The 22,911-nt window shown below is 44.3% G+C and carries 19 protein-coding genes and 2 tRNA genes; 10 read left to right on the top strand and 11 right to left on the bottom strand.

Annotation, left to right across the window (positions count from 1 at the left end; genetic code table 11):
* Nucleotides 1-193 precede the first annotated feature (193 nt).
* From cysS to pyk, 7 genes are read right to left on the bottom strand one after another with little or no spacing between them, the layout of a single operon-like run.
* Nucleotides 194-1,687, bottom strand: coding sequence for a cysteine--tRNA ligase (gene cysS / locus KUV50_RS05690; RefSeq protein ID WP_222579134.1), 1,494 nt, complete (start codon nucleotides 1,685-1,687; stop codon nucleotides 194-196).
* Nucleotides 1,688-1,719: 32 nt separating this feature from the next.
* Nucleotides 1,720-2,811: an aminopeptidase gene (locus KUV50_RS05685; RefSeq protein WP_222579133.1), complete on the bottom strand. Its 1,092-nt coding sequence runs from the start codon at nucleotides 2,809-2,811 to the stop codon at nucleotides 1,720-1,722.
* Between the two features lie 4 nt (nucleotides 2,812-2,815).
* Nucleotides 2,816-4,027, bottom strand: coding sequence for a GTPase HflX (gene hflX / locus KUV50_RS05680; protein ID WP_222579132.1), 1,212 nt, complete (start codon nucleotides 4,025-4,027; stop codon nucleotides 2,816-2,818).
* Nucleotides 4,028-4,058: 31 nt separating this feature from the next.
* Nucleotides 4,059-5,243, bottom strand: a complete 1,185-nt coding sequence (locus KUV50_RS05675) for a murein hydrolase activator EnvC family protein (protein ID WP_222579131.1) — start codon at nucleotides 5,241-5,243, stop codon at nucleotides 4,059-4,061.
* On the bottom strand, nucleotides 5,176-5,919 hold the full coding sequence (locus tag KUV50_RS05670; RefSeq protein WP_222579130.1) for a DUF4292 domain-containing protein: 744 nt from the start codon (nucleotides 5,917-5,919) through the stop codon (nucleotides 5,176-5,178). Before KUV50_RS05670 ends, KUV50_RS05675 begins: the two co-directional genes overlap by 68 nt.
* Before the next feature lie 25 nt (nucleotides 5,920-5,944).
* Nucleotides 5,945-7,639, bottom strand: a complete 1,695-nt coding sequence (locus KUV50_RS05665) for a tetratricopeptide repeat protein (RefSeq protein WP_222579129.1) — start codon at nucleotides 7,637-7,639, stop codon at nucleotides 5,945-5,947.
* Between the two features lie 13 nt (nucleotides 7,640-7,652).
* Nucleotides 7,653-9,083 (bottom strand): pyruvate kinase, encoded by a 1,431-nt coding sequence (pyk, locus tag KUV50_RS05660; protein WP_222579128.1) that lies wholly within the window; start codon nucleotides 9,081-9,083, stop codon nucleotides 7,653-7,655.
* A gap of 278 nt (nucleotides 9,084-9,361) precedes the next feature.
* Here pyk and KUV50_RS05655 point away from each other — a divergent pair, with 278 nt between their 5' ends.
* The 4 genes from KUV50_RS05655 to KUV50_RS05640 all read left to right on the top strand — a co-directional run bounded on the left by KUV50_RS05655 (nucleotide 9,362) and on the right by KUV50_RS05640 (nucleotide 12,714).
* Nucleotides 9,362-9,601, top strand: coding sequence for an acyl carrier protein (locus KUV50_RS05655; RefSeq protein ID WP_222579127.1), 240 nt, complete (start codon nucleotides 9,362-9,364; stop codon nucleotides 9,599-9,601).
* A gap of 175 nt (nucleotides 9,602-9,776) precedes the next feature.
* Nucleotides 9,777-11,024, top strand: coding sequence for a beta-ketoacyl-ACP synthase II (gene fabF / locus KUV50_RS05650; protein WP_222579126.1), 1,248 nt, complete (start codon nucleotides 9,777-9,779; stop codon nucleotides 11,022-11,024).
* A 12-nt stretch (nucleotides 11,025-11,036) separates the two neighbouring features.
* The gene (gene rnc, locus KUV50_RS05645) at nucleotides 11,037-11,759 is read left to right on the top strand and encodes a ribonuclease III (protein WP_261395009.1); all 723 of its coding nucleotides are present in this window, start codon (nucleotides 11,037-11,039) and stop codon (nucleotides 11,757-11,759) included.
* A gap of 4 nt (nucleotides 11,760-11,763) precedes the next feature.
* Entirely contained in the window at nucleotides 11,764-12,714 is a 951-nt protein-coding gene (locus tag KUV50_RS05640; protein WP_222579125.1) for a hypothetical protein, read from the top strand.
* A gap of 129 nt (nucleotides 12,715-12,843) precedes the next feature.
* Here the strand turns inward: KUV50_RS05640 and dapA are convergent, their stop codons facing one another.
* Together dapA and KUV50_RS05630 are read right to left on the bottom strand one after the other, a co-directional pair.
* The gene (gene dapA, locus KUV50_RS05635) at nucleotides 12,844-13,752 is read right to left on the bottom strand and encodes a 4-hydroxy-tetrahydrodipicolinate synthase (RefSeq protein ID WP_222579124.1); all 909 of its coding nucleotides are present in this window, start codon (nucleotides 13,750-13,752) and stop codon (nucleotides 12,844-12,846) included.
* Between the two features lie 143 nt (nucleotides 13,753-13,895).
* Nucleotides 13,896-14,873 (bottom strand): acetyl-CoA carboxylase carboxyltransferase subunit alpha, encoded by a 978-nt coding sequence (locus KUV50_RS05630; protein WP_222579123.1) that lies wholly within the window; start codon nucleotides 14,871-14,873, stop codon nucleotides 13,896-13,898.
* Between the two features lie 416 nt (nucleotides 14,874-15,289).
* On the opposite strand from KUV50_RS05630, the gene KUV50_RS05625 reads away from it, so the two are divergent.
* The 6 genes from KUV50_RS05625 to KUV50_RS05600 all read left to right on the top strand — a co-directional run bounded on the left by KUV50_RS05625 (nucleotide 15,290) and on the right by KUV50_RS05600 (nucleotide 19,304).
* Nucleotides 15,290-15,355 (top strand) — tRNA-OTHER (locus KUV50_RS05625).
* Between the two features lie 164 nt (nucleotides 15,356-15,519).
* Nucleotides 15,520-15,593: transfer RNA gene (locus KUV50_RS05620), tRNA-Asp, on the top strand.
* 56 nt (nucleotides 15,594-15,649) lie between these two features.
* Nucleotides 15,650-15,916 carry a GIY-YIG nuclease family protein gene (locus KUV50_RS05615; protein ID WP_222579122.1) on the top strand — a complete coding sequence of 89 codons (267 nt, stop codon included), beginning with the start codon at nucleotides 15,650-15,652 and terminating at the stop codon, nucleotides 15,914-15,916.
* Between the two features lie 164 nt (nucleotides 15,917-16,080).
* Nucleotides 16,081-16,251 (top strand): hypothetical protein, encoded by a 171-nt coding sequence (locus KUV50_RS05610; protein ID WP_222579121.1) that lies wholly within the window; start codon nucleotides 16,081-16,083, stop codon nucleotides 16,249-16,251.
* A gap of 195 nt (nucleotides 16,252-16,446) precedes the next feature.
* Nucleotides 16,447-17,490 carry a hypothetical protein gene (locus KUV50_RS05605; RefSeq protein ID WP_222579120.1) on the top strand — a complete coding sequence of 348 codons (1,044 nt, stop codon included), beginning with the start codon at nucleotides 16,447-16,449 and terminating at the stop codon, nucleotides 17,488-17,490.
* A 29-nt stretch (nucleotides 17,491-17,519) separates the two neighbouring features.
* Nucleotides 17,520-19,304, top strand: a complete 1,785-nt coding sequence (locus tag KUV50_RS05600; RefSeq protein ID WP_222579119.1) for a neutral/alkaline non-lysosomal ceramidase N-terminal domain-containing protein — start codon at nucleotides 17,520-17,522, stop codon at nucleotides 19,302-19,304.
* 28 nt (nucleotides 19,305-19,332) lie between these two features.
* Here the strand turns inward: KUV50_RS05600 and KUV50_RS05595 are convergent, their stop codons facing one another.
* Nucleotides 19,333-20,448 (bottom strand): sialidase family protein, encoded by a 1,116-nt coding sequence (locus KUV50_RS05595; RefSeq protein WP_222579118.1) that lies wholly within the window; start codon nucleotides 20,446-20,448, stop codon nucleotides 19,333-19,335.
* 418 nt (nucleotides 20,449-20,866) lie between these two features.
* Nucleotides 20,867-22,822: a DNA topoisomerase (ATP-hydrolyzing) subunit B gene (gyrB, locus tag KUV50_RS05590; RefSeq protein ID WP_222579117.1), complete on the bottom strand. Its 1,956-nt coding sequence runs from the start codon at nucleotides 22,820-22,822 to the stop codon at nucleotides 20,867-20,869.
* Nucleotides 22,823-22,911: the final 89 nt, after the last annotated feature.

Below are 22,911 nucleotides of genomic sequence, written 5' to 3'. Positions count from 1 at the left end.
TAGCTGTTAGCCCGCAAATCAAAGGTCACCCTAAATTGGGCTATGTAATATGACCAATTTTGGAAATTAAGAATTGATGTACTGTAAATTATGCATCACACCAGATTGACATGGTGAATAAAGCGGGTTAAACCTGCTCAAAGAATAATTTTTCTCAACATCTGATAACTCTTAAAAGCCCAGAAATCTATGATCAGAGGCTGTAGGAAGTACCTTCTTTACTGTCTTTGATCTTTATTCCCGCTTCAGCCAGCTGATCCCGGACCTGATCGGACAGGGCCCAATTTTTTTCGGCTCGTGCAGTCTGTCGGATCTCGAGTAAGATCTGCATCACATCATCCAGTTTACTACTGGACTCCTGCACCTTTTCCAGGCCCAAAACATCTTCCAGAAAGACGGTAAAGGTGTTTGTGAGCATTTTAATCGCTTCAGAAGATATTTGTTTTGTTTTGATCTGTCCGCTGTCAATATCATTTAATACTCCGGCCATTTCGAAAAGAACGGCCAGGGTCTTCGCAGTATTAAAGTCATTACTCATTTCCAAGTAACAACGATCATGTTGATCCTGGATTTTATCATCCAGTTCCGCGTCACCTTGGGCCGGATAGTCTTCAGGTCGCAGGTTTTTTGCGATTTTAAGGGCATTCATTAGCCTTTGATAACCCTTGGATGCAGCTTGCAGGGCATGATCGGAAAGATCCAATGTGCTGGAGTAGTGGGCCTGCAAAAAGAAAAAACGAATGGTCATCGGATCATACCCCTGACTGACATGTTCGTTGTTGCCATCCATTAATTCTTCCGGGGTGATGGTATTGCCGTCGCTTTTTGACATCTTTTTCCCATTCATGAGCAACATGTTGGTATGGATCCAGTAATTGGCTGGTGCAACTTTACAGGCGCCCACATTTTGAGCAATCTCATTCTCATGGTGCGGAAACTTCAGATCGGCGCCTCCGCCATGGATGTCAAAAGTTTTTCCCAGGTATTTAGTACTCATGGCTGAACATTCAAGGTGCCAGCCTGGAAAGCCCTTTGACCAGGGGGATCGCCATTTCATGATGTGACCATCAGTCGCTTTCATCCAAATTGCAAAATCTGCCGGATCTCGCTTTTCATCCTGGTTTTTAAGCGTACGCGTTTCTGAAAACAGTTCTTCCAGTACCCGGCCTGATAATTGGCCGTAATTACCCGATTCCTCGTTGTATTTTTTCGTGTCAAAATAGACCGAACCATTCACCTCATAAGCCAGACCATTGTCCAGAATGGCTTGAACCATTTGTATTTGTTCTGGGATATGACCTGAGGCTGCCGGCTCTATGGATGGCGGCAGGGTATTCATCAATGACATAATATGGTGAAACCGGCGCGTGTATTTTTGAGCTATTTCCATTGGCTCTAACTGTTCGAGTCGGGCCCGTTCTGCCATTTTATCTTCCCCGGTATCCATCAGGTGACCCACATCGGTTATATTTCGGATATACCGAACTTGGTACCCCAGGTGCATGAGGTAGCGGTACATGACATCAAAACTGACAAAGGTTCGGCAATTGCCCAAATGGACATCATTGTATACCGTTGGACCACAGACATACATCCCCACGTGGGGCGCCTTTAAGGGTTCGAACTTTTCTTTTTTCCGATGGAGGCTGTTATTGATATAAAGGGGGTATTTTTCGTATTTTTTCATTGACCTGATCTTATTTCGTAATTGAGATTGTGTTACTGAATGATAAAATGACCATTCTCATAAATTGTTTTACCATCGGCAAGGATTCGGCTGTCTGTGGACATGTCAGTGATCATGTCCCAGTGGATGGAAGATTTATTTATCCCATTGTTTTGTAAATAAGCTTGACCCACTGCAAGATGGATGGTGCCGCCGATTTTTTCATCAAACAAAATGTTTTTGGTCATTTGCTGAATCTGATAATTGTTCCCAATGGCAGCTTCTCCCAGACGACGAGCGCCCTCAATCTCAAATACATCATCAAGTACAGCTTGTCCTTTTTCTGCAGACCATGCTGTGATGTATCCGTCTTCAAACGTTAGTGAAATGCCCGAGACCTCTTGTCCTCTGTAAATGGCCGGATGGGTAAAATAAACTGTTCCTTGTGTGGAGTCATCGACCGGCGCCGTGAAAATTTCTCCCGAAGGCATGTTCGCCCGCCCATCCGAGTTGATCCATGGTCGGCCTTTGCATGAAAATGAAAGATCGATGTGTGGTCCCTGGTATTGGATAAATTCTGAGCGATTGAGTAAATCGGTAACACGTTGCTGATTCTTACGCACTTTGAGCCATGATTCAGTTGGATTAGCATCATAGAGCCTGCACGCCTGGAATACAAACTGGCGGTATTCGTCCAACGACATTTCTGCTGCTTGTGCGGCCGCTTGGGTAGGGTACTGGCACAAACACCGGTCCATGGTCTGATCTGCTGTTCGTTGGAAATACAAGGTATGGATGGGTTGCAGCGCCTGCTTGCGAATTTTGAGCTTAGCACCTGATATTGATTTATCTTCTGATAAATTGTACGGCGCCCGAATGCTCAGGTATTTATCGTAATGACGGTATCGATATTCCTGGACAGGGGAGACCATGCGAAGAAGTTCGTCATCCGCTTCATCAAAAAATATCTTGGATTGGCCTTCGAGCGCCAGATCAAACTCGACCAATGCGCCCAATCGTGTCCCAATCCGGTAAATTTCTTTAAGCAGGGGTTCTGCCAGAAAGGTGGATTGAACGAATAAACGATCCCCTTTCTTCACCTCCAGGCAATAATTAAGTAATAATTCGGCGTATTTACTTTCCATGTTACTACCAGTATTTAGCTTTGTAGGGGTATCTTTCTTTGTATTTCGTTTCAATCATTCCACTGAGCATGTCCCGCAATGTCTGAAGGTTTTCTTTGGTGCGCGCAGAAACCATCACAATCTGGCCTTCATATTTTTTATCCAGACTTTCACGGAGTTCGTTGACCAGCGCATCTTTCTCTGATTCGGTGAGTAAATCATCGAAGAATTTTTTTCTGTAGAGATCCAGCTTATTAAAGACCATCAGAATTGGTTTTTGTTCTACACCCAATGACGCTAAGGTCTGCTGTACGGTCTCTATTTGTTCTTCATAGGACGGGTGCGACAGATCCACCACGTGAATAAGGATGTCGCTTTCTTTGGTTTCCTCCAGGGTTGACTTAAAACTTTCAACCAAATGGTGAGGGAGCTTTCGGATGAAACCCACTGTATCTGACATCAGAAAAGGCATCCTGCCAAAAACTACCTTTCGGACCGTAGTATCCAGGGTGGCGAACAGCTTATTCTCCTCCAATACATCAGATTTACTCAAACGATTCATCAGGGAGGATTTTCCGACGTTGGTGTATCCCACAAAAGCGACCCGGATATATTGGCCCCGGTTTTTTCGTCGGGTTTCACTTTGGAGTTCCAGTTTTTCCAGACGATCTTGTAGTTTTTTAATCTTATCTCGTACGATTCGGCGATCCGTTTCAATCTCTTTTTCACCCGGTCCTCGGGTTCCTATACCACCTTGTTGTCGTTCCAGGTGGGTCCACAATCCGCGCAACCGCGGAAGCAGATATTGCATTTGAGCGAGTTCTACTTGGGTACGGGCCTGAGCACTTTGGGCATGATTTGCAAAAATGTCCAGAATCAGATTGGAACGATCAATTATCTTGACCTTTATTTTTCGTTCGAGATTCTGGGCCTGTGATGGACTAAGGTCATCATCAAAAATGACCAGATCGATATCATGGGCATCCACATACTCTTTTATTTCCTGCGCTTTACCGCTACCTATAAAATATTTTGAATCCGGGTGATTTACTTTTTGGGTGAATCGGGCTTTGGTGGTCGCTCCGGCAGTTAGTGCTAAAAACTCCAACTCATCGAGATACTCATTCGCCGTGACTTCATCTTCCTCCTTGGTGACGAGCCCAACCAAAACGGCTGTTTCTTCCTGATCAAGAAAAGTCGATTGGTCATTGCTGCTTATATTCCAGTCATTGGTCATAGTATGGCGCTTTGTTTTAGTGTGTTATCTATCATTGGACAATCCAGTTTGCCGGATTTTGAGGTTTCATATTCTTCCATAATTCAAAATGCAACACAGGAAGGCCCGCTCTGTTTTCACCAACGACACCAATGGGGTCTGCTCTGCTGACTTTTTGGTTCTCACTGACATAGACTTCCTTGAGGTTTGAATATACGGAAAAATATGATCCGTGGTTCACCACAACAACCATATTAAATTCACCGACATAAATAGCTTTGACAACGGTACCGTCAAAAATCGATCGGATGGTGGAACCGGGATCAACCTGAATATCGATACCATCATTTTCTATTTTGATGTTTTTGAGCAGCGGGTGATTCTGTTGTCCAAACTTCTTAATAATAATGCCCTGATTGGTTGGCCAGGGGAGCTTTCCTTTATTTTTCTCGAAATTACTCGATAGGGCCGTGACCGCCGGGCTGGCGGGCATCGATTTGGTTTTTTCAGAAATCAAAGCGGCAATTTTTTTGTTGAGGGCTTCTCTTTGACGTTCCTTTCGGGTGATTTCTTTTCGTAAGCTTCCGATGTTTGCGCTTAGTTCTTTTAAGACACGGTCTTGTTTTTTAAGTTCGGCCGCTAGATCTGTTTTTTGAGACTCTTTGTCTTTTTTACGCTGAATAACTGCCACTTTCTTTTCTTGTAACGAAGTTCGTTTGGCTTCCAAGCTGCGTTGTAACCCTTCGATTTCTTCTTTTTGGGATTTCCTATAGGAAGATACCTGCCGGAAGTATTGCCATCGTACAAAAGCCTGGTTAAAGGATGCAGAGGAAAGTAGTAACAAGAGTTTATTCTGTACCAAATCAGAACGATGCATCTGATAGAGCAGTTGACCGTACTCCTTTTGGATGCGACTGAGTTTTTGTTCACCATTTTTGATCTCCGAGGTTAAAGTACTCATTTCCCGATCCAGTTCATTTATTTCATGAGTATAGGTCCGGATGAGTTTTTCCCGGTTTTGGATTTGGTTTTGGATCAACTGGTACTGGTGACTGATGTTTCCGGACCGCTTCTGATTGAGCTTGAGCAGCTTATTGGTCTCTTTGATTTCTGAGATGAGCCGATCCCGTTCCGTTTCCAGTTTTTGAACCTCTTGAGCAACGAGGTGACTACTTAGTAAGCAAACCAAAATGAGTGTAACGATCCGGAACTTCGAAAGGTGTGGTAATGCTATCATCAAAGCTGTAATTTTTAATTTCCATCTGTATATTAATGGGTTGTATATTATGAAAATACACAATGTATTGGCGAAAATACGGAATATTTTTTAAAGTGGGACTATCGTATTGCTCGTAATTCGCTTCGATGGCAATCTTGTCGTTTTCGAGTACCCATATGGTCTGCTTAATTCGTTTATTAAATAATATGCTGATTAGCAAATGCGAGGCCTCCGTGGTATAATCATATTCGTAAACGCCGTCTTTTTTAAAATATCCATAATTAGCGCCCTTAACTAAAAACGGATTTCCGAGTAACAGATTGCGAAAGGTCTCATAAGAAAGGTCTTTACTGTATGCATTTTGCAGCTCGGACCAGGTGGCTGTCAGGTGTTCTTTGTTATTGCGGTCAAGAACCTGAATGCGCTCGTGATCGATCAATCCTCTGAAAAATTCAATGCCCAAGAACCGGACGATAAACCAAATCTTATCTTCTTTTTCCCGGACAGTCAGATTAGCATTGTAACTGGTTCCACTTTCTGTCATGGAGACCTTTAGCTTCCCTTTCATTTCAATGACGCCCAGCTGATTAAAAAAAGAATTTAAGACGGTTGGTTCAAATTCTTTTTTTCCACCGCTCAGTTTTTTGGATCCACTACACCCCATAAGAGACACCATCAACACTGCGAGTGCCAAATAATAAATTCCCCTGAAAGGCGGATTAATTGCTGATCTGAGTCTGAAGCGGGGCACCATATTTTTCTGCCATCTTATGATATTTTTGAGCATTTTCTTCTTGATTCAGTTTTTTATAATTCAGAGCAATCCATTGGTATACCGGGAAGTAAGTGGTCTTTTCAGTTAACGGGATGAGTGTTTCCAGTGATTTTTGATAAAGACCGGAGCGGTGAAGTATTTTTGCTTTTTGCACGAGGTATTCAGGTTTTTGAGGAACTTTGTCAAGTGCTTTTTCGATGACCTCCAGAGCGTGGTCAGCAGCACCTTTTTGCAGCAAACAAATACTCTCGTAATAGTCTATGTTTGGATTTTTATCCAGTATATCTCTGGCTTTCGCAAAGGCGGCATCGGCCTTTTGGGGTTTATCATTGGTACAAAGGACGAGGCCGATCAGTCCCTGTGCATTGGAATTCATTACGGGATCCTGACCGGATAAGGTCTGACAGGTTTCCAGATCAAACACAGCTTCTTCTGCATCACCCAAATGGTAGCCTGCTTCCCCTTTAAAGAGGTATATGGCTGCTTTATTGGGAAAATAGAGTGTGGCTTCGTCTGCGTAGTCGTTGAGTGCGTCCCACCGTTGCAGCTCTTTTAAGGACCAGAGCAGTTGCTCCCACACCATATAATTGTCCGGATGAATCTCGATGGTCTGAATGTAATAATCGGCCGCTTCGGCGTTCATGCCCATTTGAGCCAATATATCAGCACGCAGCGACAGCGCTTTGGGATTGTCCGGATGGCTTTGAAGGAGCCAGATACTTACCTGATTCAGGGCATCCAATTCATCTTCGGGTAGGGTGCTAAGATCCTGTTGGAAGTAGGACAGAATTTCACTAAACTGGGTGTCGAAATCAATATTGCCATTCTGAAAGAATGCCTTTTTACCAAGAAGTTTTCCAGTTTCGGAAGTGTCGTCTTGATTGTTTGATTCCACGACAGCCAGGTTGGCCCGACTGTCATTGGGATTGACCGAAAGTATTTGCTTGTAGACCTGCAAAGCTGAGTCTTCGTTGCCGTTTTTTTCGTAATAGTTGGCGAGCATATTGAGAATGAACAAATCCCGGGGAAAACGCTCTGACAGCTCGGTCAACAATTCCAGGGCTTTTTCTGGCTTGTCCAGATTCTCATACGCCTGAACCTGGCCCAAGACATCATTTTTATGGAAACCAAAACGCTCGATCATCCGATCAAGCAATTTAATTTGTTTTCGATACTGTCTGCTGTCCCGGTACAGGTATTCGAGTCGATCATAGTACTCTTTTTCATCCGGGAATTGATGCACGAGGTTTTCCAAGGTCTTGGTGGCCTGGTCGAACTGGTCATTTTTCAGATAAGCATCCGCTGCCCAAATATAGTACCATGGATTTTCTTTTTCGTTGGCCAGCGCCAGCGAAAAGTATTTAATGCTGTTGATCAGGTCTTTCTGGTTCAGATACAGTTTCCCGAGAAAAAATGCAGCTTCATGGTCGTTGACATCTTTTTTAAGCAGATTTTTGTAAATTTCGATAGCGCCATCTGCGTTGCCAATAATGATCTCTCCCTGAGCTTCAATAAACCGGGTCTGCCGATCGAGGTCATTTTCCGTATCCTGGACAAGAAAGTCCTGACTTACCGCAGGGGATAAGTAGAACAATATAAAGCATAAAAGCAGAATGTGCTTGTTTACAATTTGTTTCACACAGTGTTTTACTTTATTCAACCTTTGTGATCTTGCAAAAGTTCGTTCGAAGTCGTTTGTTCAACGGCATAGCGCCTGTATTTATTATAACGTCACCCGGTGATACCCACTGCTCTTTTTTAAGTATTTCGAGTACATCTTCGATGGTTCCATCTGTGGTCGTGAACTTTTCATATTTAAAGCATTTTACGCCTCTGACCAGATTAAGTGCGCAGAGCATATGATCGTGTGCAGAGAAGATTAATATGGGGCAATCCGGTCGGTAGCTGCTCATGCGAAAAGCGGTGTAACCCGAAGAAGTGATTCCGACGATTCCATCAGCCTGGATGGTTTCCGACATTCTGCCCGCCGTGTAGCATACGACATCCGAATAGTAGGTTTCTGATCCCGGTACGGCTGTGGGACGTCTTCCTTCCATTACCAGTTTGTTTTCTGATTCTTCGATAATCTTGGTCATGATTTCGATGGTCTCTACCGGAAAGTCACCGACACTGGTTTCTCCACTGAGCATCAGCGCATCTGCACCGTCGTAGACAGCATTAGCGACATCGGTCACTTCTGCTCTAGTCGGTGAAGGATGATGTATCATGCTATCCATCATTTGCGTGGCTACAATGACCGGTTTGGATTTGGCTATACATTTATTGATGATACTTTTTTGGATGCCGGGGAGCCGCTCAATGGGAACTTCAATGCCGAGATCGCCCCGGGCGACCATAATACCATCCGAACTATCGATAATATCATCGATAACTTCAACAGCTTCCGGTTTTTCAATTTTTGAAATCACCATGGCCGTGTGATTGGCTGCTTTGATTCGTGCTTTCAATTCATCGACATCACTGGCTTTTCGCACGAAAGACAGTGCAATCCAATGAACCTTTTGTTTCAGGATGAATTCCAGGTCGCGCTCATCTTTCTCAGTGAGTGCTGGCAAGGTGGTCTTTGTGTCCGGAAGATTCACTCCTTTTTTGCTGCTGAGGGTATGTCCGTGCACTACTTCCAGGGTTACACGATCCTTATTGTTTGTATCCACTACTTTGAATACCACCTTCCCGTCGTCACAAAGAATGCGCTCACCAGGATTGACATCCTGCGGAAACAGATCATAATTTATAGAAACTATGTTCTCATCACCTTCCACATCTTCGGTGGTGAAATCAATGGTTTGCCCGGGTTGGATATCAATGGAATCATTTTTAAATCTTCCGACCCGAATCTTGGGACCTTGTAAATCTGCCAGAATACTGACGTAGGTCCCCAATTCTTCATTGAGCTGGTGAATCGTATTGATGACCCGGGTCAGGTTATCGTGTTTTCCGTGAGAAAAATTGAGTCTGAAAACATCGACTCCGGTTAGTATTAATTTTTTGAGCATCTCGTAGCTGTCAATAGACGGTCCTACGGTAGCCACGATTTTGGTTTTTTGAAAGGTAGAATTCATAATTTTATATATCAATTTAGATCGCAGTTGTTTGACAGCGATTACGTGAGAACATTAAAAGGACAAAAGTAAGAAAATATTAAATGGAACTGAATAATACGGTTTGGGATTCTTCTTTTTCTTTGAATGCCAAAATATTTTGGCTGAAATAAGGATCATTTCTGGTAAAATCCTTATATTTTGGGTGCAGAGCTGCAATTTGATTGGTAAAAAGTTGGTCAAGCTATTTTTTATCTCTTAATTTGCGCTCCAATTAATTCATTAAATTTAATACAATTATGTCATCTGTAGCTGAAAAAGTTAAAAAAATCATTGTTGACAAATTAGGAGTGGATGAATCTGAAGTCACAGAAGAAGCCAGCTTTACCAATGATTTAGGTGCAGACTCACTGGATACAGTCGAGCTCATCATGGAATTTGAAAAAGAGTTTGATATTTCTATTCCGGACGAAGAGGCTGAAAACATTCAGACAGTAGGCCAGGCTGTAACTTATGTGGAAAAGGAAGCTGAGAATTAAAAGATCTATAACGTAATAATTGATGTTGGCCCTCTTTTTATCGGATGATAGAAAGAGGGCTTTCTTATGACCTTCGTTGTCTTTTTTTGCCGGACCTGCAACAAAATCAAACGTTTCGAACGTAGGTTGCGGAATTTATTCTATTTTTGTAAAGCAAGAAAATGAAATTTGTCACATGAAACGAGTAGTTATTACAGGATTAGGAGCGATTACACCCATCGGTAATTCGGTCGAAGAGTTTGCGGAAGGACTTCGGAATGGAAGAAGTGGCTCGGATTATATCACGCATTTCGATGCTTCCAAATTCAAAACAACTTTTGCTTGTGAAGTGAAAAATTTCGATGGTGACGAAATATTTGGTCGAAAAGAGGCCCGTAAAATGGATCTTTTTAGCCAGTATGGCGTAGTCGCTGCCCGTCAGGCTATTGAGGACAGCGGATTAGACTTCACCACCGAAGATGTGAACAGAATCGGTGTAGTATGGGGGTCAGGTATCGGTGGATTGAGATCCCTGGAAGAACAAATAGAAATAAATTCTGATTACGAGAAAAATCCACGCTACAATCCTTTTATGATCCCGAAAATGATCGCGGACATTGTGCCTGGGCAGATATCCATTGAATATGGTTTGCGGGGGATCAATTATGGAACGATCTCGGCCTGTGCTTCATCCAGCCATGCGATTATTAATGCGCTGGATAATATCCGGATCGGCCGAGCAGACGTCATTGTGACCGGAGGATCGGAAGCAGCCGTTACACGTGCTGGCATTGGTGGTTTTTCAGGTATGAAAGCCTTGTCGTCTCGTAATGATGATCCCGCGACAGCTTCGCGACCCTTTGATAAAGACCGGGATGGTTTTGTGCTGGGTGAAGGGGGTGGAGCTTTGATCCTTGAAGAATATGAGCACGCTGTTAACCGGGGGGCACGAATCTATGCAGAAGTACTTGGTGGTGCCATGACCGCAGATGCCTATCATATTACGGCGCCACATCCTGATGGTCTTGGTGCGGCGAATGTGATGACCTATGCACTGGAGGATGCCCGGGTGTCTCATGACGCCATCGATTACATCAATGTTCACGGAACATCGACGCCGTTGGGCGACGTAGCCGAAATCAAAGCCATCGAAAAAGTATTTGGTGAAAAAGCATATGAGGTGCATATATCCTCGACCAAATCAATGACAGGCCATTTGCTTGGAGCATCCGGTGCAGTAGAATCCATAGCCTGCCTGGTTGCCATGGATCAGGGTTTTATACCCCCGACGATTAATCATTTTACAGATGATCCGGAAATTGATGATCGCTTGAAGCTGACCTTCAACGATCCGGTGGAGGCTGAAGTTAACTATGCCTTGTGCAATACCTTTGGGTTTGGCGGACACAACACGTCGTTGGTTCTGAAAAAAGTGACCGCTTAAAGTTCATTTATTTTGATCAAAAAATTATATAATTATTTTTGGTCCAGGGATAAACATTTTATTCGTGATTTACGACGGATGTTGGGTTTTACACCAAAAAATCTACTGCTTTTCAAACAGGCTTTCATTCATAAAAGCAATCAGGAATTTGAGAATGAAAAGTCTAATGAACGGCTCGAGTTTCTGGGTGATGCTCTCCTTTCCACGATAATCGCCGATTTTCTCTTCAAAAAATATTTGTACAAAGACGAAGGATTTTTGACCAAAATGCGGGCAAAAATTGTTCGAAGAAGTACGCTCAATAAGGTGGGGTACGATTTGGGACTTGATATCTTTCTGAAGCAATACAATCAGGTTCACTTGAGCGATTCCATGCTGGGAAATGCCCTGGAAGCATTGATTGGTGCCATATACATGGAACGGGGATACGATTACACCCGCCACTTTGTAGTATCCCGGATTCTACAGGAAAATCTGGATATAGAAGTGCTTGAGAAGAAAGACGAAAACTTTAAAAGCAGACTCCTCGAATATTGTCAGAAACACAACAAATCCTTGGAATACGAACTCTTGAGAAAGTTTCGTGCCGATAAAAGAGATCGGTTTCAAGTTGGTGTTGTGGTCGATGGCCAACGCATATCAGAAGCTTCAGAATTCAACAAGAAAGGGGCTGAACAAATTGCTTCACGCAAAGCGATGGCTCGCCTGGGGCTCCTGACCAATAAGAAATCCTAATACTATGAAATGGCAAGAACTGTCTGGTCCTCAGCGATTGAAGGATATGCAGTCTGCAATTCAATTATTAATCCAGTGGCAGGAAACCACTTATCAGCTTCCACTCTTGGAAAACCCCGAGGCATTTTACAAGGAGCGATCCCGAATAGCGGCTTTGTTGGTGGATAACCACCTCGGGAAGCTGGCCCGAAAGGTTCGGCTGTTGGGCGAAGAGGCGGGATTGGATACGCCTTCTTTTCTCAATGATTGGGCTGAAATTGCTTTTTATACCGCGCTCTGGACAAAATTTGAACATTTGCCTGATGGGTTGAAGCTCAATCTATTATACCATTCCGGACCCAATATCACCAAAAAACACCTGGGTAAAATAAAAGCGCACAGCAGGATTTTGATGGTCGTGGGTATAGAATTTTCCCGCGAAGAACGCTTACTTCGCCGAACGGTATACTTCTGTGAACAAAAGACCGGTGAATATTTCTATGTATTGGATTACAGTTTCAATGATCGGCCATTCGATCACAATTTCGAATTGGGGGCTGATTACCAGGGAGATGTCATCTCTTATCCACTGGAAGGTGATGGCCGGATCAGCTGTGAAAAATGGCAAAAGGTGTCAGGTAATGGACGCATTGACCAAGTTCCGTGGGTATCGGCCCAGGAAGCAACAACTTTATTTCATAACGCACTGAAGGTAAATCCATTTATTGCTCCCTTTCCAGCTTTTTTATGTATGATTTCTGATTATATAGACGGAGAATGGAGTGTGGTGGATAGGGCAGGGTATCGGCTCAATATGATTCGGATGGATGAAGAAGCTGCTGCTCGGTTTTATGCCAGTTGTTTTCGGAATCCGACAGCGGTGTTTGTACTTTGTTCCGATCAGGGCGTCCGACCCATGTCCTACTACAACGGCACCGGGCTGATTGACCTGATGCGTGCAGCACCGGCCGATTAGCCTGGAATAAGTATGAGTATTGATATCTACCTGGCGTTGAAGATTGTTTTTTGGTAGTTAGAGGAATCGCGTATACGACTGGTTTTTAATCAAATTACAAAAGATGCGTAAGCCATCGATGATTACCTGCTAAGATGCTGTTCGTTGGTTGATTTTCCCTTGTTCACGGATCAGACTATTGTAATTTTTAGGGTTCATTGGTACCAGGGGTAACCGGACTTCCATTGAATCGATCAAGCCCAGATATTTCAGTGCCCCTTTGATCCCGCAGGGGTTACCGTCGACATACAGCCAGGGATGAATGTCCTGTAATTCGGCAAATAGTTTTGCTGCTTTTTGATAGTTGCGATTGCGACACGCACGCACCATATCAGACCATTCATGGGGATATGCATTGGATATCACTGAAATTACCCCGTCGGCACCGTGGGCCATCATGGCTAGTGTACACGGATCATCTCCAGAAAGAACCAGGAAATTTTCCGGACGGTACTTCAGGATGGTATTGATTTGCTCCAGATCACCGGATGCTTCTTTGGTTCCGATTACATTGGGGATTTCCCGGGCAATCCGGAGTGTTGTTTCTGCGGATATATTGGACGCTGTCCGACCGGGAACATTGTAGATGATAATGGGGTAGTTGCTTTTCTCTCCGATTTTTTGATAGTGTCGGAAAATGCCTTCCTGACTGGGTTTGTTGTAGTACGGACTTGCTGCAAGAAGGGCCGCCACGCCGTCGAGCCGGTAGGTCGTCAATCGTTCCAAAACCACTTCGGTATTATTACTTCCAAACACCCCAAAAACGACGGGTATCCGGTGATTAACTTTTTCCAGGGTGAAATCCAGAATCGACTGGCATTCTTTTCTGCTCAATGTAACGGCTTCCCCTGTGGTTCCTAAAGAAACAAGGTAATCAACACCACCTTCGATGTTAAACTCGATTACTTTTTCTAATGAATCAAAATCGATCTTTCCGTGTTCATCAAATGGCGTGACTAATGCAGTACCTGTTCCTTTTAGTTTTTCTATAGGTATCATGGAGCGTATTTTGGGTGCAAAAATAAGAATAGGTCAATCATTAATGGTGCAAAACAGGATCTTTTTTTGAATCCAGCCATGGACTGTGGTCCCAAAGCGGTTGATCCAGGGTATACGACGGATCGAAGAAAATCCCCGGCTGGTTACTTAGCTTTTGCAGTAGCTTTTTTATCGGTTTTGTATTCTCCCATTTGTGTGTATTTCTCAATGCGTTGATTCAAAAGAGTCCCGTGGTCCAGTTTGATCAATTCTTCCGTGGTTTTTTGGATGTGCTGCTTGAGTATCTCGGCCATCTCTTCCGGGAAAGTATGTGCACCACCCAGGGGTTCGGGAACGATGCCATCGATGAGGCCAAATGATTTCATGTGATCAGCGGTTAGTTTGAGTGCCTCTGCTGCTTGTTCTTTATGATCCCAGCTGCGCCACAAGATTTGAGAACAGGATTCCGGGGAAATAACGGAATACCAGGTGTTTTCCAGCATAAAAACACGATCACCAATACCGATTCCGATCGCGCCACCGCTGGCACCCTCACCGATAATATAACACATGATGGGAGTTTTGAGACGGGCCATCTCGTACATATTGCGTGCTATAGCCTCGGCTTGACCGCGTTCTTCAGCTTCGATGCCGGGGTTGGCACCCATGGTGTCTATAAGACAGAGGATGGGAAAACCAAATTTATCGGCCATTTTCATCAACCGAAGCGATTTGCGGTAGCCTTCCGGATTTGCCATCCCAAAGTTCCGAAATTGGCGTGATTTGGTATTATCCCCTTTTTCTTGACCAATGACGATATAAGTTTGGCCATCCATTCGGGCGAGTCCCCCCACGATGGCTTTGTCATCTTTGTAATACCGGTCGCCATGCAACTCTATAAATTCATCAAAGATCTGGTCAATGTAGTACAGGGTATGAGGACGATTGGGGTGGCGGGACAATTGAACTTTCTGCCATCCTGAAAGATTGGAATAGATCTCCTTTTGTGTTTTGGTGATTTTCTTTTCCAGTTTCTTGAGCATGGGTTCGACGTCAATATCACCGGCACTTCCTACCTCTGCTATTTTATCCCTTTGCTCATAAAGACTTTCCAGGGGCTTTTCAAATTCCAAAAATACCATATAAATGTGGATTAGTACAACACGAAATTACAAAACGATTTGTCATGAATGGAGAAGTTGAGAAATATTTTACAAATTTTGATGATAATTTTTGTAGATCTAAAATAACGTATTAGATTTGCGTTCGCTTCTTGAGAGGAGAGGCTTGCCAAAATATGGTCCGGTAGTTCAGTTGGTACTGAATCCGAGGCCTGTCATCCCTCCCCAATAATATTGGGGATTGGGGACGGGTACGAGTCCCGTCACAGAAGTTGCAAAGAGTTGTAACTTCACTCGAAGAAAAAAATATGGTCCGGTAGTTCAGTTAGTTAGAATACCTGCCTGTCATCCCCAATGTTATTGGGGACGGGTACGAGTCCCGTCACAGAAGTTGCAAAGAGTTGTAACTTTACTCGAAGAAAAAATTATGGTCCGGTAGTTCAGTTGGTTAGAATACCTGCCTGTCATCCCCAACGTAGTTGGGGACGGGTACGAGTCCCGTCACAGAAGTTGCAAAGAGTTGTAACTTTACTCGAAGAAAAAATTATGGTCCGGTAGTTCAGTTGGTTAGAATACCTGCCTGTCATCCCCAATGTTATTGGGGACGGGTACGAGTCCCGTCACAGAAGTTGCAAAGAGTTGTAACTTTACTCGAAGAAAAAATTATGGTCCGGTAGTTCAGTTGGTTAGAATACCTGCCTGTCACGCAGGGGGTCGCGGGTTCGAGTCCCGTCCGGACCGCTTTAATGAAGCTCCAAGCATTGATTTGTTTGGAGCTTTTTTTATATTAGGGAATCATGAGTGATCGATTCTATGTATATATCATTTATTCCTCCTATCATAATATCTATTACAAAGGCTTCAGTACGAACATCGGCAAACGATTGCTTCAGCACAATAACGATGAATCGAGATACACGGCAAAGAAAGGGCCATGGAAATTAGTATTTGTTCAATCTTTCGATAATCAGACCCAAGCATTGAAACGGGAACGATCTTTAAAGAAATACGATCATAATCAGATTGCAGCATTAATAAAGAGTAGGCTCAATGAGCTGGGATAGAGTATCTGTGACTATCGTAAATTTTAAAACCCCGGGTAAACAAAAAAGGCGCTTGATCCTTTATTATGTCCTTTTACTTATTCTTTCAGTTTAAAACCAACCCTACACACTGCATGAAAGTAACCATTAAATCCACCAAAAAGAAAGACCTGAAGTGATTTACCATGGGGAAAACCTATGATGTCATTGATTCATGGCGCGTCATGACGTCGAAAAAATACCCGGTTATATTGGATGACAACGGAGCCCGGTGTATGATCACCCTGACCAATTGCAATCACATCAAAGGCGATTGGGCGTTCACGGAAGGTAGCTTTGAAGATTTACAAAGTTGATATTATAAAATATTTTATCCACTGGAGCTAAACTTCGTATGGATGTTTTTTCTGGCCCATAAATGCGATCAGAGTAGAGATTAGCTGCGTTGAAGTTTTATCAGGCCGTCAGTCGGTTTGTTGGTCCATATTGCGTTTTTATTTTGTACCTTACTAACTCAAATTTAGGTTAGTCTTTAGAAAATAATACGGTTTATGGAAATAAACAGACCTTGCTCCGCTGAATTGAAATGGATCAAAGAATTAGGAGCTCAACCCGTAAAATGGATAGGGCGAACCTTAAGTACATTGCTATTGTGCTGTCTCCTGTGTCCAGGTATACGTGCCCAGCCAGCCATTATATTCGATACCGATATCGGCTCAGACTGCGATGATGCTGGGGCACTGGCCGTTTTACATAAATTGGCTGATAAAAAGGAGATTAAAATACTGGGGACGATCTTTAGTTCCAACGCTAACCCGTATGGAATCGGAGCCATCGCTGCCATCAATCAATACTACGGTCGGGGCGACCTCCCCTTGGGACAATATCAAGGATCAACGATCATCGGAGATCCTCAAAACTCCTATACAAAATATGTGGCTACGCAAACCGCACTATATGGACATGATGTTGTGGACCATGGACCTGAATTGGTCGCTGCGTACACGAATATATTAAAAGATCAGCCCGATCAGAGTGTTACGATAGTGACCGTGGGTCATCCCGTGGGCTTATTTTATCTCATCAATAATCCGGTCGGAAGGGACCTTGTTAAAAAGAAGGTGGTCAAATGGATTGGCATGACCCATACGGACGAGGAACCGGTTCTTGATTGGAATTTTGGTCAAAATGGAACGGCTTCCTACATCTCCGGGCTCTTGAAGCTGTGGCCTACAACAGCTTGTTTTAGCGGAGCTGGAAGCGATGTGATAACAGGAAATGTTCAGTTGCCTGAAACGCCGGTAGATAATCCGGTTCGAAAGTCTTACGAATTGTGGGGAAATAATGCCTTGATAAATGGTCGGTCAAGTTGGGATCAGATTGCAATACTCTACGCTGCCCGGCCTGAGTTGTTCACCATAGAGCAGGGCGAGCTGCAGCAAAATGATGAAATGGAAACCTACTGGACACCAAACACTAAGGAGATTCCCTCATCCCGAGACCATTGTAAAATTATTCCTGCCATCCGAAAGGAAGAAATGGAGTCGCTCATTGAAGAGTTGATGTGTGAGAAACCTTTAAAAAACATCGATTAAATCCCAAATAACTAATACTTAAATCAATCATGAAGATTACACTATTACCTCTTTTCTTCCTGCTTATGCTGTTCCTGCCTGAAAAGTCAACTGGTCAAACACAAAATCTGATCAACAGCGGTTTGGCCCGGATCGATATTACGCCTGAGATCCCCATCCGATTGACCGGTTATTCAGGCCGTGATGTGCCCTTTGAGGGGGTAAGTCAAAAGCTGTGGGCTAAGGCACTGGCCATGGGCGAGACCAAGGAATTATCTGTACTCATCACGGTCGACTTACTTGGTATTCCGGGGAATGTAACGCAGAAAGTACGTTCTGAGCTAGCCCGGGAAACAGGAATCCAGAACATCCAGTTGGCCATTAGTGCTTCCCACACGCACAGTGGACCTCAGATCGGAAATATTTTATCTCATTTTCATAAACCCCTAAGTCCAGATGAGTTGGCAGAGGTGGCAATGTATGCGAATAATCTGGTACCAAAACTGGTTCAGGTTGCCCGGGCAGCCATCGCTGACCGTGCATTGTCGGTCCTGTCTGTATCCTGGGGGGAGGTTGATTTTGCGGTCAATCGGCGCCTGAGCATTAACCCTGATGGCCCGGTCGATCATGCATTACCGGTACTTCAGGTGCGTTCACCGGACGGGAAGCTACGGGGATTAATGGTGAACTACGCATGTCATGCAGTGACATTTGGTCCGGAGAACAATACGGTTCACGGCGATTGGGTGGGCGAAGCCCAAGCACAGATGGAGGCCAATCACTCGGACGTGGTTGCCATGGTGACCATCGGCTGTGGAGCGGACCAAAATTCATCCCCCCGGATGAATACCGCGGATCCACAAAAGAATTTTGAATACATCCATAATCAGGGTAAGCGCATCGCCGATGAAGTAGAGCGATTACTGAATCTAAATCAGAATTGGAAGGAGCTTTCGCAAGCGCCGGTCGGTCAGATGAAATACCACACCCTAAAATTTGCGGATGAACCAGATCCCCGGGAATTAGCAAAAGATGCCATGGAGCAGGGCAGAAGTGCGAATTACTCACATTTGTTGTTGAGTAGAATGGCCCGTAGCGAGGATATTCCCATGGAGATTGAATATCCCATACAGGTCTGGAACTTTGGTTCAGAATTTTCGATGGTTTTCCTGGCGGGCGAGGTCGTGATGGATTATGGACTGCGCTTGAAAGAGCGGCTGGGTGTCGCCAATGTATGGATCAATGCCTACGCGAATGATATGCCCTGTTACATTGCTTCGCGTCGCGTGATCGATGAAGGGGGGTACGAAGCATTGGGGTCGATGAAAGGCTACGAAAAACCCTCCGCATTGTCACCGGAGGTGGAAGAAGAAGTGATCCAAGGTGTCTACGACTTGTTGCCACCCGATGTAGAACGTGGATTGGTGTTGGGCCATGGATCCGACGACCGAATTACGCTGCCGGCCCGTCGTGGTCATGGGATCGGACCAAATATAGAATATATGCCGGAATGGAAAGCATTCGGGTGGTTCCGGTCGGATGACCGCGTGGAGTGGGCGGTTAATGTATCCAAGGCGGGAACTTATGAGGTCTGGATGGAATGGTCAGTGTCCGATGCCCAAGCAGGAAAGTCATTTGTGTTGGAAGTGAAGAACGATAGTTTATCGGCAAAAGTCGAGCCGTCCGGATCGTGGGATACTTTTAAAATGAAGAAAATCGGTGCTATCCGACTCGTACCCGGAAAGCAAAAAATCATTTTTCGACCTGGTTCCAAATTTGGTACCGATCATGCATTGCTGGATCTGAGGGAAGTGGTATTGATTCCTGAAAATTAAATACCGGTATTGTCCAGCTACACGGTACCTATAATTTTTTTGGATCTACGACCACATATTTGACCGATCTTCGATTGTAAGTGTAAGTGATGTGGACAAGACCATCGTTGGATTGGATGATGGCCGGATAGGCGTATCCGGCTTCAATTGGTTCATTTTCCAGTGTCATGACGGGATGCCACTTTTTCCCAATCTTTGAAATTGCCAGGTTAAGAATATTCCGTCCTTTAGGTTCCGGTCCTTTTTTGGTACTGTGGTTGTAAATCAACAATTGCCGGCCATCCTTTAATGAAACGGCATCGGTTCCTGAATTGGGATTTGGTAATGAAGTAGCTGTCATCTTACTCCAGGTCATTCCACCATCCTCTGACCAAGACTGGGCAAGAACATCCTGTCGTGTTCTACAGAGAATCTGCATTCGGTTGCCTTCATAAGTCAATATGCTGGGCTGAATGGCATCAAATTCGATTCCATCATTAATCGGACCGACAACTTCCCAGGTCTTTCCCCGATCACGACTGATCTCGAAGTGAACCCGCCAGTATAATTCGTTGTCTTCCCCATTGTATTCGATGCTGGAAGGACTGATGATGGTACCATCATCCAACTGGATCGGTTTGTTCTTTACCGGACCCAAGAGGTGACCGATTTTGGGGTCTGTCCCCAGTTTTACGGGATCAGACCAGGTTTTTCCATTATCCTCTGAAGTGATCAGCATTCCCCACCATGTTTGTGGTGTGGGTCCTACTTTATAAAACAGCATTAGGGGACCGTTTTCCGGAAGGAAAAGTACCGGATTCCAACATGGATATCTTTTGGATGCACTTTCGACACCGTTGGCTACTTCCTCGGGCCAGGTCCACTCCCCATCTACTAATCGGGATACGCGGATGCCAACATCGTCATGTTTTTCATGCGTTCCACTAAAAAAAGCGCTAACCAGACCGGAAGGTGTCTCTACGATAGTAGAGGCATGGACTTGCGGAGTGGGACGATTGTCCAATGGGTAAAGCAATTCTCCATGCAAATAGGCTTGGTCGCCAGGTTGTGAAATACCAGGGAGGATTGAAATAGCTTTTTTGGATGATGTGCATCCAGTGAATAAACATAATCCCAATAACAAGGTAAAAAACAGTTGTTTCATAAGGTCGAGCTTATATTCTTGTAGGTCCTTTTTGATGAAAACCATTTTATTTCAAGAAAAATTGATTAAAGCACCAAATATAATTCGAAAAAGTGAATTACAGAATAATCCTGTGGTTATTGGAATTTTATTCTTTGCGGTCGAATACAACGATGCCAGATCAACTGGTAAGGTGTATCTTTCGTGAAGTTGATACAAGGAAAGGGCGAAATTTTCAGACTAATATATGCTGCGACGACATTTTAATTTAAAAAACCGGGCGTGGGTTTAAAAAAACTTTGGGATCGCAGCTCTTAACCTGATCGATCCCGAAGTTTCCTGTGGCTATGTCTCTGATTATAGTATCCGAGTAGAATGATATGTTCTATCAAACGGGATATCCAAATGAATATCCTGCGTTGTGAGATTAAAATGTGAATTACACATCCACTTTTGCATACCGGGCATTCTTCTCTATAAATGCTCTTCGTGGAGGAACATCTTCCCCCATCAACATGGAGAAAATGCGATCTGCTTCTGCAGCATCATCGATGTTAACCTGGCGCATCATCCGCGTATTCGGATCCATGGTAGTTTCCCAAAGCTGATCAGCATTCATCTCTCCAAGACCTTTGTATCGCTGGATTTTAACCGAATCCGGATTCCCGCCATCGGCGTAGCTCGTGACCAGATCGCGTCGTTCTTCTTCGCTCCAGGCATAGGCAAATTGTTTGCCTTTTTTGATCATATAGAGTGGGGGGGCTGCGATGTACAGGTAGCCTTTTTCTATCAAAGGTCGCATGTATCGGAAGAAGAACGTCAAAATCAAGGTAACAATGTGGCTTCCATCAATATCGGCATCACACATAATCACAATTTTATGATACCGGAGCTTATCAATATTCAAAATCCGATCTCCTTCTTTTTCTTCGATCGATACGCCCAGCGCAATAAAGAGGTTTTTAATCTCTTCATTTTCGTATATTTTATGTTCCAATGCTTTTTCCACATTGAGGATCTTTCCACGCAGGGGTAGAATGGCCTGAAACTGCCGGTCCCGGCCTTGCTTGGCGGTACCTCCCGCTGAATCTCCCTCGACCAGGAAAATCTCAGATTCTTCCGGTATTTTGGAAGCACAGTCCGATAATTTTCCGGGCAAACCACCGCCGGTGAGTATGTTTTTCCGCTGGACGATCTCTCGGGCCTTTCGGGCGGCTTCTCGTGCCGTGGCAGCGAGAATTACTTTTTCTATGATTTTTTTTGCCTGTTGCGGGTTTTCTTCCAAAAAGATCTTCAAGGCATTCCCAACCGTACGGGACACAATCCCCGTGACCTCAGAGTTTCCGAGTTCTCCTTTGGTTTGACCTTTGAACTGTGGTTCAGGTACCTTGACCGAAACCACAGCGGTCAACCCTTCTCGGAAATCCTCACTGGATACATTGACTTTTGCTTTGGTGAACATGCCCTCGGAACGTCCGTAATTCTTGAATTCTCTGGTCACTGCCATCCGAAATCCATTCACATGTGCTCCTCCTTCTCGGGTGTTAATGTTGTTAACGAACGAGCTGATGTTTTCGGAAAAAGAGGTATTAAACTGGAGGGCTACTTCGACTTCCACGTTATCTTCTTTCCCATCCACACTGATGGGTTGTTCGATCAAAGGGACTTTGCTTTCATCCAGAAAACGGACAAATTCAGACAAACCACCTTCAGAATAGAATTCATCCCGTTTAAAGCTTCCGTCTTCTTCCTTTTCACGTTTATCAGTTAAGGACAACTTCAGTCCTTTATTAAGGAAAGCCATCTCCCGAAGTCGATGTGCCAGGACATCATATTTGTAGACGGTGGTCTCAAAAATGTTTGGATCGGGATCAAAAGTGATGGTGGTTCCACGCAGGTCAGTTTCCCCGTGTGTACTTACTTCTGTGACGGGTTTTCCTTCTTCATATCGTTGACGGAATATCATTCCGTCTCGATGTATTTCGGCATCCAGGTAAGTCGACAAGGCATTCACAACGGAAACCCCGACACCGTGAAGACCACCGGATACTTTATAAGTATTTTTATCAAATTTACCACCGGCGTGCAAGACCGTCATAACCACTTCCAGCGCGGATTTTTGCAGTTTTTCATGCATTCCGGTTGGGATCCCCCGGCCATCATCATTGACCGTGATGGAATTATCCTCGTTGATGGTGACATCGATCCGGCTGGCATGCCCGGCCAGGTGCTCATCGATGGAGTTATCCACGACCTCCCAGACCAGGTGGTGCAAGCCTTTGGAATCCGTTGACCCGATGTACATACCAGGTCGTTTTCGTACTGCTTCCAGCCCCTCTAGAGCCTGGATATTATCTGCACCATAGGTGCTTGGATTGGGTGTGTTTTCTGACATAAAAGGTTTTGATTTGAATCAGCGTACAAAGATACGGTTTATTGGTTAGAGTGCGAAGTTCATCCTTATTAATTTGAGTTCTTTTACGG

This window comes from Membranihabitans marinus, assembly GCF_019802045.1.
Taxonomy (GTDB): Bacteria; Bacteroidota; Bacteroidia; order Chitinophagales; family Saprospiraceae; genus Membranihabitans; species Membranihabitans marinus_A.
Note: the sequence above shows the minus strand (reverse complement) of the source record. Positions and strands in the feature narration are given on the sequence as shown.